The sequence below is a fragment of the Aeromonas sp. 2692-1 genome, assembly GCF_013085505.1.
Classification (GTDB): domain Bacteria; phylum Pseudomonadota; class Gammaproteobacteria; order Enterobacterales; family Aeromonadaceae; genus Aeromonas; species Aeromonas hydrophila.
Map to the genome: position 1 here is coordinate 594825 of NZ_CP038513.1, position 16128 is coordinate 610952.

The window sequence follows — 16128 nt, forward strand, 5'->3', positions numbered from 1 at the left end:
CTTCACTTCAACGTCAACCGGAAACAGACATCCGCCTGTTCATCTTCAACCAATACCAACTCGCCGCCAAGGCTCATCGCCGATTCCCTGGCGATGGAGAGCCCCATGCCTGAGCCTTTCAGCAGCCCCTGGCGCACAATACTGCCCTGTTCGAAGGGCTCGAAGATCCGCTCCCGCTCGGCCAGCGGAATCGCGGGCCCTTCGTTGGCCACCTCCAGCCAGCTGCCGTTGCCATCCTGCCCGGCGCGGATCCAGATCTGCCCGCCGCTGGCGCCGTAGCTGACCGCATTGGAGAACAGATTATCGAGGATCAGCCGCAAGCGATATGGCTCGGCCTGCAGGGTGATCGGATCGGTCGGCAAGTGTACACTGATTTGTTTGGATTCCAGCGCCAGCCGGTACTCTGCAGACAATTCTGACAGCAAGGGCGCCAGCGCCACCGGGGTCAGGGTGAACACCTCCTGCTGGCTGAGCCGGTTGAAGTCGAGCAGCCGTTCGATCAGGGTCTGCAGCCGGCGGCTGTTCTCCTCCAACATCTGGCAGATCTCCTGCTGATCCGGGGTGAGCGGCCCTACAAGCTGCTCGGAGAGCAGATCCGCCCCTTCCCGCAGCACCGCCAGCGGGGTCTTCAGCTCGTGGGAAACATGGCGCAGGAACTGGTATTTCTGCTGCTCCAGCTCCTTCAATTTATCGTGCAACCAGACGATCCGCTCCCCCAGCAATACCAGTTCGGCCGGCCCGTCCACCGGGCGTTTGTCCGGTTCCACTCCGGCACCCAGACTCAAGATCCGCGACTCAATCTGACGCACCGGGTGGATGATCAGATAGGTAAACAGCAGCACCAGCAGCAGGCTGAGCACCGCCACGAAACCGCTGACCCACCAGATCTCCGTCATCAGGGCGGCAATGGTCGCCCGCACCCGGCTGACATGCTCGTCTACCTGACTGCGAGTGATAATCTCAAGCTGCTGATTAACCTGATTAAATTCATCAAATTTGGGGCTGTTTGACTCGGCCTTGGCGCGGGCGAGATCCTGCAGGCTGTCGAGCCAGGCGAGCGCCTGCTCGAGCCCCGTGTAAGCCTCGGCATCCGGGATGGAACTCTGGTGAGCGGCCAGCAGGCTGCGATAACTCGCCAGCTGCTGCTGATAACTGGCCAGGATGCGCTCATCCCCCAGCACCGCATAGCGACGAAGAGTACGTTCAAGATCAATGGCTTGGGTAGTCAGTAGCGTCGCTCGACGGGTGTCGCGCACCGCCCGTTCCAGCTCGTCGCTGGTCAACTGGCTGAGGTGTTCGAGGGACTGGCTGTCGTGCCAGATCATGCCGCCCAGAGGCATCAACACCAGAACGAACCCCATCAATACCACTTGCAGCAGGGAGCGTGGGCGTACCTTGGTCATCTTGGACTATCTCAATTCAGCAGGGGTGGGTCAGCATATCTGCACTCCCCCAAAAAGCAAAACCGGCCAGGGGGCCGGTTCATGCTGCAGCGTGGGCATCACGCCAGACCGACGGATGCCACACAGATAATCAGGATCATGGCCAACGCGCCAGATGCGGTCAGCAGTGCCCATTTCAGTTCCACGCTCATGCAAACCTCCTTTCTTGCCAAGATGATAGAGCCTGATCACAACAGACAAACCGATGTTAATGCATAGTTAACCCGATAACCGTGAGCTGTGTATGAATTTCAGATGAGCCCCATCCAAGGACCGGTGACATGTTCTATCTGTGTAGCATTGGATCGAATCTTGACCCCCATCAGCACGTCAGTCAGGCGGTCGGCGAGCTGCTCGTTCACTTTGGCCGCCTGCAGCTGAGCTCGGTGATCCAGACCAAGCCGGTCGGGATGCACTCCAGCCATGATTTCCTCAACTGCCTGTTCGTCGCCGCGAGCGAGCTGGCACCGCACCAGCTCAAGGCACACTTCGTCGCCATGGAGCTGGCCCACGGCCGGGATCGCAGCGATCCGCGCTGCAAGGTGCTGGACCGGCCGCTGGACATCGACATCCTGGCCAGCAGCCAGAGCGATGACTTCTCCACCGCCCGGGTCGATGCCTATCTCGACGAGCTGCTGGCGGAGCTCTATGGCCGTGGCCAGGTGCATGATCGCAAGGTGACCCTGCCGCTGCACACCCGCTTGATGGCGGGCAAGGTGATCGAGGAGCGCCAGGTCGGCCTCGCACCCATCGCCCTGCAGCAGGAGATGGCGACCCCGGCCGCACTCCTGCGCTGACCCCTAGATGACGGCCAGACCGCGGCCGCCATCCACCCGGATGCTGGCCCCGGTCATGTAGTCGTTCTGCATCAACAGCTGAACCGCCTGCCAGATGGGCTCCAGCCCCCCTTCCCGCGCCAGCGGCGTCTTCGCCAGCACCTGCTGGCGCCATGCCTCGCCATGCTCGTCGAGAAACAGGATGGGGCCCGGCTCTATGGTATTGACCCGGACGGCCGGTGCCAGCTCGCGGGCAAAGCTCATGGCCAGCGAGTGGGCCCCCGCCTTGGTGGCCACATAGCTGGCAAACTGGGGTGCCGGCGCGTGGATGTAGATGTCGGTGATATGGATGATGCCGGCATTGGCGTTGCGCGCCAGCTGGGACGCCAGCGCGCGGTTTAGCTGGAAGGGGGCCGCCATGTGCACCCGGTAGAACTGATCAAACTGGGCCAGTTGCGCCGCCGGATCCGCCGCCTGCGGCTCAAACGCCGAGGCGTTGTGGATCACCAGCGCCAGATCCTGATGGACGGCCAGCGCCTCGATCAGCTTGCCGACCTCCTCCTCGCGCGCGAAATCCGCCTGCACCAGCTCGACCCCCAGCGCTCGCAGCCGCGCCAGCTCGGGTCGCTCGCTGCGATAGCTGCCCGTCACCTCCCAACCCGCCGCCACCAACTGTTCGCACAGATAGAAACCAAGCCGGCGGCCACACCCCGTCACCAATGCACGCATACCCTCTCCTTGATTGTCCGGCCGGGGAATACCTATCGATCCCCACGGCACAAGCCATTGGCCGTTGCCGCCACCCGGCGGGCATAGTGGCGCCATTGCCACCTTACGGAGCCACTTCCATGTTACAGATCCGCGATCACATGAGCCGTTCGACCCACTCCCTCACCCCGCAGCTCGGCCTGGCCGAGGCGCTGGACCGGCTGCATGACTCAGGTCTCAGCGGCCTGCCGGTGCTGGACCCGCAGCAGCGGCTGATCGGTTTTCTCTCCGAGCAGGATTGCATCCCGAGCCTGCTCACCGGCAGCTATCACTGCGATACCCGCACCCGGGTCGAGGATCTGATGAGCCGGACACCGCTCTCGGTCAGCCCGGATGACAGCATACTGGATCTGGCCCGCCAGATGACCGAGGCCAGACCCAAGGTCTATCCGGTGCTGGAGGGAAACCGGGTTGTCGGCATCATCAGCCGCCGGCAGGTCATGCAGGCTCTCAACACCCAGATGAAGGGCTGCCTGCCCACCTAAATCTGGTAGCGCCCCTTGTCGCCGATATCGAAGTGCAGCGGCATGCGCCACTTGGCCAGGGAGAGCAGGCAGAGCAGCAACCCGCACACCAGCGCCACCAGGGCGGCGGCCCAGCCGATACCGGCCAGCTCCAGCAGCCACAACAGGGGCAGCAACAGAGGGACCGCCCTGATCCCCGGAATGGCGAAGCAGAACTGCTCCTTGAAGGCCAGCCCCGCCAACGTGGCCAACGCCGCCCCCAGCACCAGCACATCCGGCGCCCCGCTCGCACTGAGCAGCAGGGCGCCCCAGCCCAGCCCCTGCAGCACAAAGCGAATGCGCTTGTCATAGACATGCAAGCATAACCCGCATACCCCGCTGGCCACGGCCAGCGCCACCAGCCAGCTCGCCGGCGCCAAAAAATCCTGCCCGAGCAGCAGGCTTGCCCCTCGACACAGCAGCAGCAAGGCTGCCAGACTCAAGCCAAGGCGATAGAGGCAGACCGACACTCTGTCGATGCCGTCCAGCTCGCTTTCTATTTCAGGGTTTGCCATCGGCGGTCGCCTCTGTTGCAGGTAGGGGCCAATATACTTGAATTATGCCCGCGAGCGATTCCCTATTCCGTGCAGGAGATGTGGTTTGCGAAGATTCATTCTGCTCTGCCTGTTGTTCCCCCTCTGGCTGCAGGCCAAAGAGTTGATCATCGGTGGCACCCTGGAGCCGCCGCTGAAGTTTCTGGATGCACAGGGTGTTCCCCATGGTCTGGACGTGGACGTGGTCAGCACCATCTTCGGCAAGCTGCGCATTCCCATCCGCATCGAGCTGACCGACTCCGGCGCCCGGCTGACCCGCAACGCCGAAACCGGGGTCTACGACCTGGTGATGACCCACTCCTACAAGCCGGAGCGGGAGCGCTATCTGCTCTACCCCCAGCAGGCCCACCTGCGCCACAGCTGGCACTTTTTCGTGCGCAAGGCCGACCTGCTGAAGATCCGCTACGACACGCTGGCGGACCTCAAACCCTGGCGCATCGGCATCACCAAGGATTTCTCCTATACCCCGGAGCTGACCGCCGCCCTCGCCGACCCGGCCTATCACTTCCAGGAGATCCCCATCAACCAGCTGCAACTGCGCAAGCTGATCGCCGGGCGCATCGACGTGGTGCCCATGCCGCTGGTCACCGCCTTCGCCCAGATCAAGGAGGAGGGGCTGGAGGGCAAACTCGATTACCTGCCCAAACCGCTCAAGGCCAGCCCTTACTACACCATCTGGACCAAGGCCAGGGCCGATGCCACTACCCCGGCCCTGATGGCGGCCTACGACGCCGAACTGCTGCGAATGAAGCGCGACGGCCGGCTCAAGGCCATCTACGACCACTACGGCATCCCCTATATCGAACCCTGATCCCGACCGTCGGGGCTGCACGTCTCGCAAGATCGGGCTCTGCAGTGAAATCAGGGTTTCGCCTGTGAAATGGAACTCCCGCGTCCCTCAGCCCTTAAGGCTTCACATCCCGCAAGATCGGGTTTTGCAGCGAGATTAACGTCTCGGTGGACTGGATCTCGTCGATGGTCTGGATCTTGTGGATAAGCACCGTCTGCAACTCGTCAATGGAGCGGGTCATCACCTTCATGAAGATGCTGTAGTGGCCGGTGGTGTAGTAGGCCTCCACCACTTCGTCCAGCGCCTGCAGCTTGGCCAGCGCCGAGGGGTAATCCTTGGCACTCTTGAGGTTGATGCCGATGAAGCAGCAGACGTCGTAGCCCAGCTTCTTGGGGTTCACTTGCACCCGCGTTCCCTCGATGATGCCCGCCTGCTTCATCTTCTCTACCCGCACATGGATGGTGCCCGGGCTGACCAGCAGTTGTTTGGCAAGCTCGGCATAGGGAATGCGCGCATTCTCCATCAGGGCGGTGAGGATGGCCTGATCGAGATTATCGATCCGATAATTTTCCGGCACTTTTTTGCACTCCCTTTGATGATTCATCATTAATTACCGGCGTATTTTGAAGAAAAAAATACACAAAGCCTATTTATATTATCGAATATTGAATTTGGTTGGCGATCTGTTGAAGAATCCTCACATCCAACGGGTTCAAGACAGGTATTCAGCATGAAACAGCACTACATTCGCAGCCAGCAACAGATCAGCTTCGTCAAAGAGATGTTCTCCCGCCAACTCGCCCAGCAGCTGGGTCTGATGGAGGTGCAAGCCCCCATCCTGAGCCGGGTCGGTGATGGCACTCAAGACAACCTCTCTGGCCACGAGAATGCAGTGCAGGTCAAGGTGAAGACCCTGCCTGAGCACAGCTACGAAGTGGTGCACTCACTGGCCAAATGGAAGCGCCAGACCCTGGGTCGCTTCGGTTTCGGCCCGGGCGAAGGCATCTACACCCACATGAAGGCGCTGCGTCCGGACGAGGATCGCCTCACCCCCATCCACTCCGTCTACGTGGATCAGTGGGACTGGGAGAAGGTGATGCCGAGCGAGCGCCGTGACCTGGCCTACCTGCAGGAAACCGTGCGCGGTATCTGGGCTGCCATCAAGGCCACCGAGCGCGCGGTCTGTGCCGAGCATGAACTGACCCCCTTCCTGCCGGCCGAGATCCAGTTCCTGCACAGCGAAGAGCTGCTGACCCGCTACCCGGACCTCGATGCCAAGGGGCGCGAGCGGGCCATCGCCAAGGAGCTGGGGGCCGTGTTCCTGATCGGTATCGGCGGTGCCCTCTCCCACGGCGAGCGCCACGACGTGCGTGCCCCGGACTACGACGACTGGAGCAGCCACAGCGAGCTGGGACTGGCCGGTCTGAACGGTGACATCCTGGTGTGGAACCCGGTGCTGCAGGACAGTTTCGAGATCTCCTCCATGGGGATCCGGGTCGACGCCGAGGCGCTGCGCCGCCAGCTGGCCATCACCGGCGACGAAGATCGCCTGCAGTACGACTGGCACCAGGATCTGCTGGCCGCACGGATGCCGCAAACCATCGGCGGCGGCATCGGCCAATCCCGTCTGGCCATGTTGCTGCTGCAAAAAGAGCACATCGGCCAGGTCCAGGTCGGCGTCTGGCCGGCCGAGATGAAAGCCGCCGTGCAAGGCATGCTGTAACGAATGAAGGCCATGCCGGCGTCATCGCGCCGGCAGGACAACAGGCAGGTGGCCGTCGGGGTTGAGCGAGCGCATCCCCGGCAGGCTGTAAGACGCGAGGCCAGCAGTGGCCGCGCTTCGCAATCGGGGGCTTGCCCCTGCGACCCGCTCAACCCACGTCAGGTCGCTTCACTACATTCCTCCCGGCAATCTTCGGATTGCCGTTTTTTTTATGCCGAAAAACTGTGCTCAAAACCCGCCCCGATCTGGCGCTGGCGCGGCAACCCCGCCTTTCTGCTGCCGGTGCAGTGGCAGGCAAACAACTGCTCTACCGCCTCTTCCTGCAGATAGGCAGCGAGCGCCACCGCCCGCTGTGGGCCGGAAAACTTAAGATGCAGGCCGCCGATGACGGCGTGGATCCGCTCGTCACCACACACCTCCTTGGCCCGCGCTATGATGTTCTCGACCCCGGCGTGGCCGCAGCCGATAAAGACAATCAGCCCCTGCTCGCTCTTGTAGGTCAGCGCCGAGTCGTCGCTGATGAGGTCTTTCTCCACCCGCCCACCCCGCACTATGTAGCCGAGCAGCGAAGGCGCAGCCCGGTCGCGCCGCACAATGCTGCCGAGGAACACCAGACGATCCGATAGCCATACCGGCTCGGCCGAGCAGTGGGGGAGCAAACCCTTGGCCGACAGCAACTCCCGAGCCAGCGACCCCGACAGGCGATAGAGGTTGCGCCGCCAGAAGGGTAGCGACAGGAAGTAGCCCCGCTCGCAGAACACGTCCGGACAGGCGATGAGCGGGATGGGTCTTGGATAGACGGGCAGCGAGCCGACCCCGCCCACATGGTCATAATGACCGTGGGAGAGCACCACATGGGTGAGCGAGGCGAGATCGATCCCCATCACGGCGGCGTTGTGGCACAGCGCCCGGCCACGGCCGCTGTCGAACAGCACCCTGAGGCCGTCACACTCCAGCAGCAACGCCAACCCTCGCTCGGGCAGACAGCCAGGCAGATGAACGTCGTCATCCACCAGCACGGAAAACTTCAGCATCTCAATCCCTCAGAAAACAAAACGCAGGCACGAGGCCTGCGTTTTTCATCGACAATCCCGTTACTGGGTCATGGTGAGGCCATTGCTGTCGGCCCCCAGCACCAGCTTTTTGCCTGGCACGATACGGCCGGAAAGCAACGCTTGCGCCAGTGGGTTCTCCACCTTGTGCTGGATCGCCCGCTTGAGGGGACGCGCCCCGTAGACGGGATCGAACCCGGCGTGCACCAGCTTCTCGAGCAGCGCCTCGCTCACCTCCACCTCGTAACCCTGGGCCTCGAGACGACCCATCAGGCTCTTGAGCTGGATGCGGGCGATGGACTTGATGTGCTCCTCGCCGAGCGGGTGGAACACCACGGTCTCGTCGATCCGGTTGATGAACTCCGGCCGGAAGCTGCGGGTCAGCACCTCCATCAGCATGCCCTTCATCTCGTCGTAATCCTTCTCGGAGTGGTGCTCCTGAATGAGATCCGACCCGAGGTTGGAGGTCATGATCACCACCGAGTTGCGAAAATCGACGGTACGACCCTGACCATCGGTCAGGCGGCCATCATCCAGCACCTGCAGCAGGATGTTGAACACATCCGGGTGTGCCTTCTCCACTTCATCCAGCAGGATCACCGAGTAGGGGCGACGGCGTACCGCCTCGGTCAGATAACCGCCCTCCTCGTAACCCACGTATCCGGGAGGCGCCCCCACCAGACGGGCCACGCTGTGTTTCTCCATGAACTCCGACATATCGATCCGCACCATGGCGTCCTGGGTATCGAACAGGAACTCGGCCAGCGCCTTGCACAGCTCGGTCTTGCCCACCCCGGTGGGCCCCAGGAACAGGAAGGAGCCGATGGGGCGGTTCGGATCGGACAGCCCGGCGCGGGAGCGGCGAATGGCGTTGGAAACCGCCTCGACCGCCTCCTCCTGGCCAATCACCCGGCTGTGCAGCTGATCTTCCATCCGCAGCAGCTTGTCGCGCTCCCCTTCCAGCATGCGGGCCACAGGAATGCCGGTCCAGCGGGCCAAGACGTCGGCGATCTCCACGTCGGTGACCCGGTTGCGCAGCAGGCTGGTCTCCTGCATCTCGGCCTGGGTGGCGAGATCCAGCTGTTTCTCCAGCTCTGGAATGCGGCCGTATTGCAGCTCGGACATCCGGCCCAGGTCGCCTGCGCGGCGCGCCACGTCAAGATCCTGACGGGCCTGCTCGAGGGCCGCCTTGATGTGCTGGGTGCCGGCGAGGGCGGCCTTCTCGGCCTTCCACACCTCATCCAGCTCGTTGTATTCGCGATCTTTTTCGCTGATTTCCTGATTGATCAGCTCGAGCCGCTTGCGACTGGCGTCATCGTCCTCCTTCATCAGCGCCTGCTGCTCCAGCTTGAGCTGGATGATGCGCCGCTCGAGCCGGTCGAGGGACTCGGGCTTGGAGTCGATCTGCAGCCGGATGCTGGCCGCCGCCTCGTCGATGAGGTCAATGGCCTTGTCCGGCAGCTGGCGATCCGCGATGTAGCGGTGCGACAGCTGAGCCGCCGCCACGATGGCGGGGTCGGTGATCTGCACGTGGTGGTGCAGTTCGTAACGCTCCTTCAGGCCGCGCAGGATCGCGATGGTGTCCTCCACGCTCGGCTCCTCCACCAGCACCTTCTGGAAGCGGCGCTCCAGCGCGGCATCCTTTTCGATGTACTGGCGGTACTCGTCCAGGGTGGTGGCACCGACGCAGTGCAGGTCGCCACGGGCCAGCGCCGGTTTGAGCATGTTGCCCGCATCCATGGCGCCTTCACCCTTGCCGGCGCCAACCATGGTGTGCAGCTCGTCGATGAAGAGGATGACGTTGCCCTCCTCCTTGGCCAGATCGTTGAGCACGGCCTTGAGCCGCTCCTCGAACTCGCCGCGATACTTGGCACCGGCCACCAGCGCCCCCATGTCGAGCGACAGCACCCGTTTGTTCTTGAGCCCCTCCGGCACCTCGCCATTGATGATGCGCTGGGCCAGCCCTTCGACGATGGCGGTCTTGCCGACGCCGGGGGCACCGATCAGCACAGGGTTGTTCTTGGTACGGCGTTGCAGCACCTGGATGGTGCGGCGGATCTCGTCATCCCGGCCGATCACCGGGTCGAGCTTGCCGATCTCGGCCCGCTCGGTCAGATCGATGGTGTATTTCTCCAGCGCCTGGCGATTCTCCTCGGCGTTGGCATCTTCCACCTTCTTGCCGCCACGCACCTTGTCGATGGCCGCTTCGAGTTTCTCCTTGGTCAGCCCCTGGGCACGCAGCAGCTCGCCCAGCGTCCCCTTCTCGTCGAGGGCCGCCAGCACGAACAGTTCGGATGAGATGAACTGATCCTTGCGCTGCTGAGCCAGCTTGTCGCAGACGTTGAGCAGCCGGCCGAGGCCGTTGGAGAGCTGCACGTCCCCTTCCACGCCGCTGACGCGCGGCAGGCGATCCAGCTCCTCGCCGAGGCGCGAGCGCAGAGAATTGATGTCCATCCCGGTCAGGGTGAGCAGCGGACGGATGGAGCCGCCATCCTGATTGACCAGGGCGGTCATCAGGTGAACGGGTTCGATGAATTGGTGGTCACGACCCAGTGCCAAAGACTGGGCATCGGAAATAGCAATCTGGAATTTGCTGGTCAGGCGATCGAGGCGCATTGCACTCCCCCTTTCAAGACAGACGCCGCTTGCGCGGCAAACAACATAACTTTCTGAGATGAAAGATGAGGCCCGTACGGACTATTTCAAGGGGCGAGGCTGGTTATTTTTTCTTCAAAGCGGGAAGCAGGCAGGATCCCCGCCCGGCAAGATGCTGGGCGGGGAGCGTCGTCAGGACGCCAGCCAGATAATCGAGGCCATGCGACCGGTCTGGCCGTTGCGACGATAAGAGTAGAACTGTTCGCTGTCGCTGAAGGTGCAATGTTCGCCGCCATAGACGGCGGTGACACCGGCGCGTGCTAGGCGCAGCCGGGCCAGCTGGTAGATATCCGCCAGCCATTTCCCTTCGTTGGGCGAAGGGACGAACGCAGCCGCAGCCTCGGCCTGCTCGGCCATAAAGGCCTCGCGCACCTCGCCACCCACTTCAAACGCAGTGGGGCCGATGGCCGGGCCCAGCCAGGCCAGGATCTCACCAGGCTCGCAGCCCATAGCGGCGATACTCGCCTCCAATACCCCTCCCTGCAGCCCGCGCCAGCCGGCGTGAGCCGCTGCCACCACGGTGCCGGCACGATCACAGAACAGCACCGGCAGGCAGTCGGCAGTCATCACGATGCAGGCCTGACCCGCCTCACGGGCGCAGGCGGCATCCGCATCCGGCGCACAGCCGTAGTCGCGGCTGACGGGATGCACCGCGGTACCGTGCACCTGATTGAGCCAGTTGAGAGTGCCGGGGATCCCCGCCGCCTGCTGCAGCCGGGTCCGGTTGGCCTCGACCCGTACCGGCTCGTCCCCCACGTGGGCCCCCAGGTTGAGGCCGGCAAAGACCCCCTCGCTGATCCCGCCGTCACGGGTGGTCGACAGGGCGCTGACCTTGGCCGGTGCCGGCCAGTCGGGTTCGATCCATTTCATCTGTGGCTCCTTTCCTTCATATAAAACGGGGCCCCTTGGCTGCAACCAGTCAAGGGGCCCCATATCAGGTCATGCAGGGCGGGTTACGGCAGGAATCGTCGCAGAGCCGCCCTCTTCATCAGTTCCAAACCAGATCGTCTGGATTGGCCAGGGTATCAGCTCGCAGCACTTCCATCAGGTCCAGCATGTCCTGCGGCGTGGGGGAGTGCCATTCCATCACTTCACCCGTGATGGGGTGCGCCAGCTTAAGCATGGTGGCGTGCAGAGCCTGACGATGGAAGCCACGCAGGGCCTCGGTCAGCTCGGGGGTGGCGTTGCGCAGCAGACGCAGACGGCCACCGTAAGCGGGATCCCCCACCAGCGGGTGCTTGATGTGGGCCATGTGGACACGGATCTGGTGGGTACGACCGGTTTCCAGTCGCAGTCGCAGACGGGTGTGGCCACGGAACTTCTCGTGCACCCGGTAGTGGGTGACGGACTCGCGCCCATTGGGCACCACGGCCATGTGGGTACGCTGGGTCGGGTGACGGCCGATGGGGGCATCGACGGTACCGCCGGCGGTCATGTGACCGATGGCAATGGCTTCGTACTCACGGGTGATCTGGCGCGCTTGCAGCGCTTCCACCAGGTGGGTCTGGGCCGGAATGGTCTTGGCGACCACCATCAGACCCGTGGTGTCTTTATCCAGACGGTGCACGATACCGGCGCGGGGCACCTCGGCGATGGCGGGATAGCGGTGCAACAGGGCGTTGAGAATGGTGCCATCCGGCGTGCCGGCGCCCGGGTGGACCACCAGACCGGCCGGCTTGTCGATCACCAGAATGTGTTCATCTTCATAGACGATGTTGAGCTCGATGTTCTGGGCATCCCAACGGGTATCATCCGCCAGCTCGACATCCACATGTACCTTCTGCCCGGCCAGCACTTTCTCGCGCGGGGTATTGGCAACCTGACCATCCAGGGTCACTCTGTCCTGTAAAATCCACTCCTTGATGCGGGTGCGGGAGTAGTCTGGAAACAATTCGGCCAGGGCCTGGTCGAGTCGCTGCCCGAATTGGTGATCCTGGAATTCGCCTGTCAGTTCAATATGCTGGCTCATGTATGGTCTCTTGAGCGGGGGGTATCAATTCGAAATAATCCGGGTATTCTAGCTTTTCTTTTAGCCAAGCATAACGGATACTTTGCCAATTTCGTGGAAATGGACCGGATGTTGTTGATGGGAAAGAAGTCTCACCTGCTGATGTCGCTCGCCTTGGTCGCTACCTTGATCACAGGCTGTTCCAGCACCAAACCCAAGGTACCGGACGAACCGCCGGAGACCCTGTACCAGAAAGCACGCCTCAAGCTGGATGCCGGTAACTACCTGAATGCTATCGAGTTACTGGAAGCTTTGGACTCGCGCTATCCTTTCGGCGCCTACTCCAACCAGGTTCAGCTCGACCTCATTTACGCCTACTACAAGCAGGATGATACTGCCCAGGCGATCGCCAATATCGACCGTTTTATCCGCCTCAATCCGGCGCATAAAAATATCGACTACGTATTCTACATGCGCGGTCTGACCAACATGGCCGGCGATTACAACTTCTTCCAGGACTTCCTGGGCATCAATCGGGACGACAAAGACCCCTCCTATGCCCGGCAGGCCTTCCAGGATTTCAAGACCCTGTTGCAGAACTATCCCAACAGCGTCTATGCCGCCGATGCTCGTGCCCGCATGATCGGTCTGAAGAACCGGCTTGCCCGTTACGACCTGAGCGTGGCCGAGTACTATGTGAAGCGCGATGCGCTGATCGCCGCCGCCAACCGCGCCAAGCTGATCGTCGAGACCTATCCCGACACGGCCGAAACCGAGAAGGCGCTGGAGATCATGATCAACTCCTACGACAGCCTGAAGATGCCGACCCTGGCCCAGCATGCCCGCGAAGTGCTGGCCAAGAACTACCCGGACAATCGTCTCGGCCGCGGCTGACTCGCAGCAACGCAATGAAAAACCGGAGCCACTGGCTCCGGTTTTTTTATGGGCGCCGTTCATGAACGACATTCCCCTTTACCGTGCTGGCGGCATGGGGGGAGATGGCGCACATCAGCCACGCCGTCATGCCGTGCGTTACTTGGCGACGTTGCCCGCTACGTTGAGCACATCCCAGGTGCGGGAAAAGGGCGGCGCATAGGCAAAGTCCAGCATGCCGAGCTGCTCGGTGGTCACCCCCATGGTGATGGCGACCGCCAGCGCGTCGATGCGGTGCACCGCCCCCTTGCGACCGAGGATCTGGCCCCCCAGTAGCCGCTTGCTGCCCGCCTCGTAGACCAGCTTGACGTGAATGTCGGACTGGCCAGGGCAGTAGTTGGTGTGGCACTTGTCCTTGATCACCACGGTGCGATAGTCGATGCCCATCGCCTTGGCCTCCTGCTCGGAGAGGCCGGTACGGCCCACCTCCAGCCCCAGCACCTTGAGCGCCGCAGAACCGAGGGTGCCCGGGAACTCCTGCTCGGCACCGGCCAGGTTCTCGCCCACCATGCGGCCCAGCTTGTTGGCGATGGTGGCGAGCGGCACATAGACCTGCTGCTGCTTCACACTGTGCCAGACGCTGGCACAGTCACCGGCCGACCAGACGTTGGCCAGCGAGCTACGCCCCTGCCGGTCCACCTTGATGGCGCCGTTGCCGAGCCGCTCGATGCCGGTATCGGCCAGGAACTCGGTGTTGGGTTTGACCCCGGTGCAGACCACCACTATGTCGGCCTCGTACTCGCCATGGCTGGTGCGCACGCCGGTCACCCGGCCCTCTCCCAGCAGCGCTTCAACTCGCTCGCCAAGATGGAGAGAGACCCCCTGTTCACGCAGCTCGGTCTCGATGTGCTGGGTGATCTCGCCATCAAACGCGTCGGGAATGACCCGATCCGCCAGCTCGATCAGACGCACTTCTTTACCCTGATGGACCAGTGCCTCCACCACCTCCAGCCCGATAAAGCCGGAGCCGATCACCAGGGCACGGCTGTTGGCCTTGTCCTGCACGGCGGCCTTGAGGGCCAGTCCGTCGGCCATCCGGCGCAGACCGAATACCCCCTCCTGCTGCAGGCCGGGGATGGGGGGCATCACTTCGCGGGCGCCGGTGGCGATCATCAGCCGATCGTAGCTATCGGTGAAGGTATCGCCGTTGTGCTCGACGGTCAGCGTCTGCGCGGCGGCATCCAGGCCCAGCACCCGGTGACCGGTCTTGACCTCGATCCCCTTGGCGGCGAACTGCGCCGGGGTGAACTCGGCCATGTAGCCGGGCTCCTGAAACTCGTCGCCAACGAAGTAGGGCAGACCGCAGGCGCCGAAGGAGATCACCTCGGATGCCTCATACACCACTATCTCGGCCTCTTTGGCCAGCCGGCGCGCCTTGGCGGCCGCACTCATGCCGGCGGCTTCGCCACCGATGATCACGATTCTCATACTCACTCCTTTCCATGCAACGGGGAGGGCATGCCCTCCCCGCTCTCTTCATTGGTTGCTCGCCGGGGCAGAGTCGACTTCCCCGGACAGGCGGATCAGATGGTGGACTCCTCGCCGTCCAGACACACCTCATGCTCGCTGTTGAATACCGCCATGTCGGTCTCCCCCAGCAAACGGCTGGTGACGGTACCGGCGGTGATGGAGCCGGAGACGTTGAGGGCGGTACGGCCCATGTCGATCAGCGGCTCGATGGAGATGAGCAGACCGGCCAGCGCCACCGGGAAGTCCAGCGCGGAGAGCACGATCAAGGCGGCGAAGGTGGCACCGCCGCCAATGCCGGCCACCCCGAACGAGCTGACGGTGATGATGGCGATCAGGGTCATGATGAAGCCGGGATCCATGGGGTTGACCCCCACGGTTGGCGCAATCATCACCGCCAGCATGGCCGGATAGATGCCGGCGCAGCCGTTCTGGCCGATGGTCGAACCGAACGAGGCGGCGAAGTTGGCGATCCCCTCAGGAATGCCGAGCGCCTTGGTCTGGGTTTGCACGTTCATCGGGATGGAGCCCGCACTGGTGCGGGAGGTGAAGGCAAAGGCCAGCACCGGCATGATCTTCTTCAGATAGCGAGCCGGGTTGATGCCCACCAGGCTCACCAGCAGCAGGTGCACCGCAAACATGATGGCGATGGCGCCGTAGGAAGCCATGACGAAGCTGAGCAGATTGAGGATGTCAGCATAGTTGGAGCCGGACACCACCTTGGTCATCAGCGCCAGCACGCCGTAGGGGGTGAGGCGCAGCACCAGGGTCACCATCCGCATCACGATGACGTGGGCAACCTGCATGAAGTGGCCGAAGCTCGCGAAGATCTCCGGCTTCTTGCGGGCGATGCCGGTGGCGGAGAGGCCGATGAAGATGGAGAAGATCACCACGGCGATGGTGGAGGTCTTGCGCGCGCCCGTCATGTCGAGGAAGGGGTTGGCCGGGATGAACTCCAGCACCATCTTGGCAAAGGACATGCTCTCGACGCTGCCGAGGGTGGTCTGCAGGGCCGCGCCGCGGGCGGTCTCGGCGGCGCCGGCGGTGAGCCCCTCGGCAGTCAGGCCGAACAGGTTGGACATCAGGATGCCGGCCCCGGCGGCAATCATGGTGGTGAAGATCAGCACGCCTATGGTCATGGCGCTGATCTTGCCGAGCGCGGTGCCGCCGTTGAGCTTCAGGATGGCGCCGATGATGGAGACCATGATGAGCGGCGTGATGATCATCTGCAGCAGCTTCACATAGCCGCTGCCGACGATGTCCAGGTAGTCGCCGGTCTGTACCAGCACGTCGGAACCGGCGCCGTAGAGCAACTGCAGGGCGGCGCCAAACAGGATGCCCAGCCCCAGCCCCGAGAAGACCCGGCGGGTGAAGCTGACGTGGGTTTGCTGCAACCGATAGAGAAACAGCAGCAACATGACCAGGATGGCCAGATTACCTATAACGCTAAGAGTCATGACGATATTCCCCAAATGATCGGGCCGGGCCCGAGGTGTACGGGCGAGTGCCCAGTGCGC

At 62.8% G+C, this 16128-nt stretch carries 16 protein-coding genes; 5 read left to right on the top strand and 11 right to left on the bottom strand.

Annotated features, from left to right (window positions below):
- Positions 1-2: 2 nt before the first annotated feature.
- Entirely contained in the window at positions 3-1403 is a 1401-nt protein-coding gene (locus E5E97_RS03045) for a HAMP domain-containing sensor histidine kinase (protein ID WP_011707724.1), read from the bottom strand.
- A gap of 98 nt (positions 1404-1501) precedes the next feature.
- Positions 1502-1594, bottom strand: a complete 93-nt coding sequence (locus E5E97_RS03050) for a YnhF family membrane protein (protein WP_017409791.1) — start codon at positions 1592-1594, stop codon at positions 1502-1504.
- 129 nt (positions 1595-1723) lie between these two features.
- Here E5E97_RS03050 and E5E97_RS03055 point away from each other — a divergent pair, with 129 nt between their 5' ends.
- The gene (locus E5E97_RS03055; protein ID WP_039212977.1) at positions 1724-2239 is read left to right on the top strand and encodes a 2-amino-4-hydroxy-6-hydroxymethyldihydropteridine diphosphokinase; all 516 of its coding nucleotides are present in this window, start codon (positions 1724-1726) and stop codon (positions 2237-2239) included.
- 3 nt (positions 2240-2242) lie between these two features.
- Here E5E97_RS03055 and E5E97_RS03060 read toward each other — a convergent pair whose 3' ends face one another.
- The gene (locus E5E97_RS03060) at positions 2243-2947 is read right to left on the bottom strand and encodes an SDR family oxidoreductase (protein ID WP_171279855.1); all 705 of its coding nucleotides are present in this window, start codon (positions 2945-2947) and stop codon (positions 2243-2245) included.
- Between the two features lie 119 nt (positions 2948-3066).
- Between E5E97_RS03060 and E5E97_RS03065 the strand changes: the two genes are divergently transcribed.
- Entirely contained in the window at positions 3067-3471 is a 405-nt protein-coding gene (locus tag E5E97_RS03065; RefSeq protein WP_029304913.1) for a CBS domain-containing protein, read from the top strand.
- On the opposite strand, the gene E5E97_RS03070 is transcribed toward E5E97_RS03065, so the two are convergent.
- Positions 3468-4004, bottom strand: a complete 537-nt coding sequence (locus tag E5E97_RS03070) for a DUF2301 domain-containing membrane protein (RefSeq protein WP_041216795.1) — start codon at positions 4002-4004, stop codon at positions 3468-3470. The genes E5E97_RS03065 and E5E97_RS03070 overlap by 4 nt on opposite strands.
- Before the next feature lie 85 nt (positions 4005-4089).
- Between E5E97_RS03070 and E5E97_RS03075 the strand changes: the two genes are divergently transcribed.
- On the top strand, positions 4090-4854 hold the full coding sequence (locus tag E5E97_RS03075; protein ID WP_171279856.1) for an ABC transporter substrate-binding protein: 765 nt from the start codon (positions 4090-4092) through the stop codon (positions 4852-4854).
- Between the two features lie 94 nt (positions 4855-4948).
- Here the strand turns inward: E5E97_RS03075 and asnC are convergent, their stop codons facing one another.
- A complete protein-coding gene (gene asnC / locus E5E97_RS03080) occupies positions 4949-5410 on the bottom strand; it encodes a transcriptional regulator AsnC (protein WP_011707730.1) in 462 nt (153 codons plus the stop codon).
- A gap of 153 nt (positions 5411-5563) precedes the next feature.
- Here asnC and asnA point away from each other — a divergent pair, with 153 nt between their 5' ends.
- A complete protein-coding gene (asnA, locus tag E5E97_RS03085) occupies positions 5564-6556 on the top strand; it encodes an aspartate--ammonia ligase (protein ID WP_016352287.1) in 993 nt (330 codons plus the stop codon).
- 209 nt (positions 6557-6765) lie between these two features.
- On the opposite strand, the gene E5E97_RS03090 is transcribed toward asnA, so the two are convergent.
- The 4 genes from E5E97_RS03090 to rluD all read right to left on the bottom strand — a co-directional run bounded on the left by E5E97_RS03090 (position 6766) and on the right by rluD (position 12232).
- A complete protein-coding gene (locus E5E97_RS03090; RefSeq protein ID WP_171279857.1) occupies positions 6766-7590 on the bottom strand; it encodes an MBL fold metallo-hydrolase in 825 nt (274 codons plus the stop codon).
- A 60-nt stretch (positions 7591-7650) separates the two neighbouring features.
- Positions 7651-10224 (bottom strand): ATP-dependent chaperone ClpB, encoded by a 2574-nt coding sequence (gene clpB, locus E5E97_RS03095; protein WP_024945187.1) that lies wholly within the window; start codon positions 10222-10224, stop codon positions 7651-7653.
- Positions 10225-10395: 171 nt separating this feature from the next.
- Positions 10396-11133 carry a peptidoglycan editing factor PgeF gene (gene pgeF, locus E5E97_RS03100; protein WP_045788834.1) on the bottom strand — a complete coding sequence of 246 codons (738 nt, stop codon included), beginning with the start codon at positions 11131-11133 and terminating at the stop codon, positions 10396-10398.
- Between the two features lie 118 nt (positions 11134-11251).
- Positions 11252-12232 carry a 23S rRNA pseudouridine(1911/1915/1917) synthase RluD gene (rluD, locus tag E5E97_RS03105; protein WP_011707736.1) on the bottom strand — a complete coding sequence of 327 codons (981 nt, stop codon included), beginning with the start codon at positions 12230-12232 and terminating at the stop codon, positions 11252-11254.
- Positions 12233-12349: 117 nt separating this feature from the next.
- Between rluD and E5E97_RS03110 the strand changes: the two genes are divergently transcribed.
- Positions 12350-13105: an outer membrane protein assembly factor BamD gene (locus tag E5E97_RS03110; protein WP_017409782.1), complete on the top strand. Its 756-nt coding sequence runs from the start codon at positions 12350-12352 to the stop codon at positions 13103-13105.
- A gap of 138 nt (positions 13106-13243) precedes the next feature.
- On the opposite strand, the gene E5E97_RS03115 is transcribed toward E5E97_RS03110, so the two are convergent.
- Together E5E97_RS03115 and E5E97_RS03120 are read right to left on the bottom strand one after the other, a co-directional pair.
- Positions 13244-14572, bottom strand: coding sequence for a CoA-disulfide reductase (locus E5E97_RS03115; protein ID WP_171279858.1), 1329 nt, complete (start codon positions 14570-14572; stop codon positions 13244-13246).
- Positions 14573-14667: 95 nt separating this feature from the next.
- On the bottom strand, positions 14668-16068 hold the full coding sequence (locus E5E97_RS03120) for an L-cystine transporter (RefSeq protein WP_011707739.1): 1401 nt from the start codon (positions 16066-16068) through the stop codon (positions 14668-14670).
- Between the last annotated feature and the right edge of the window lie 60 nt (positions 16069-16128).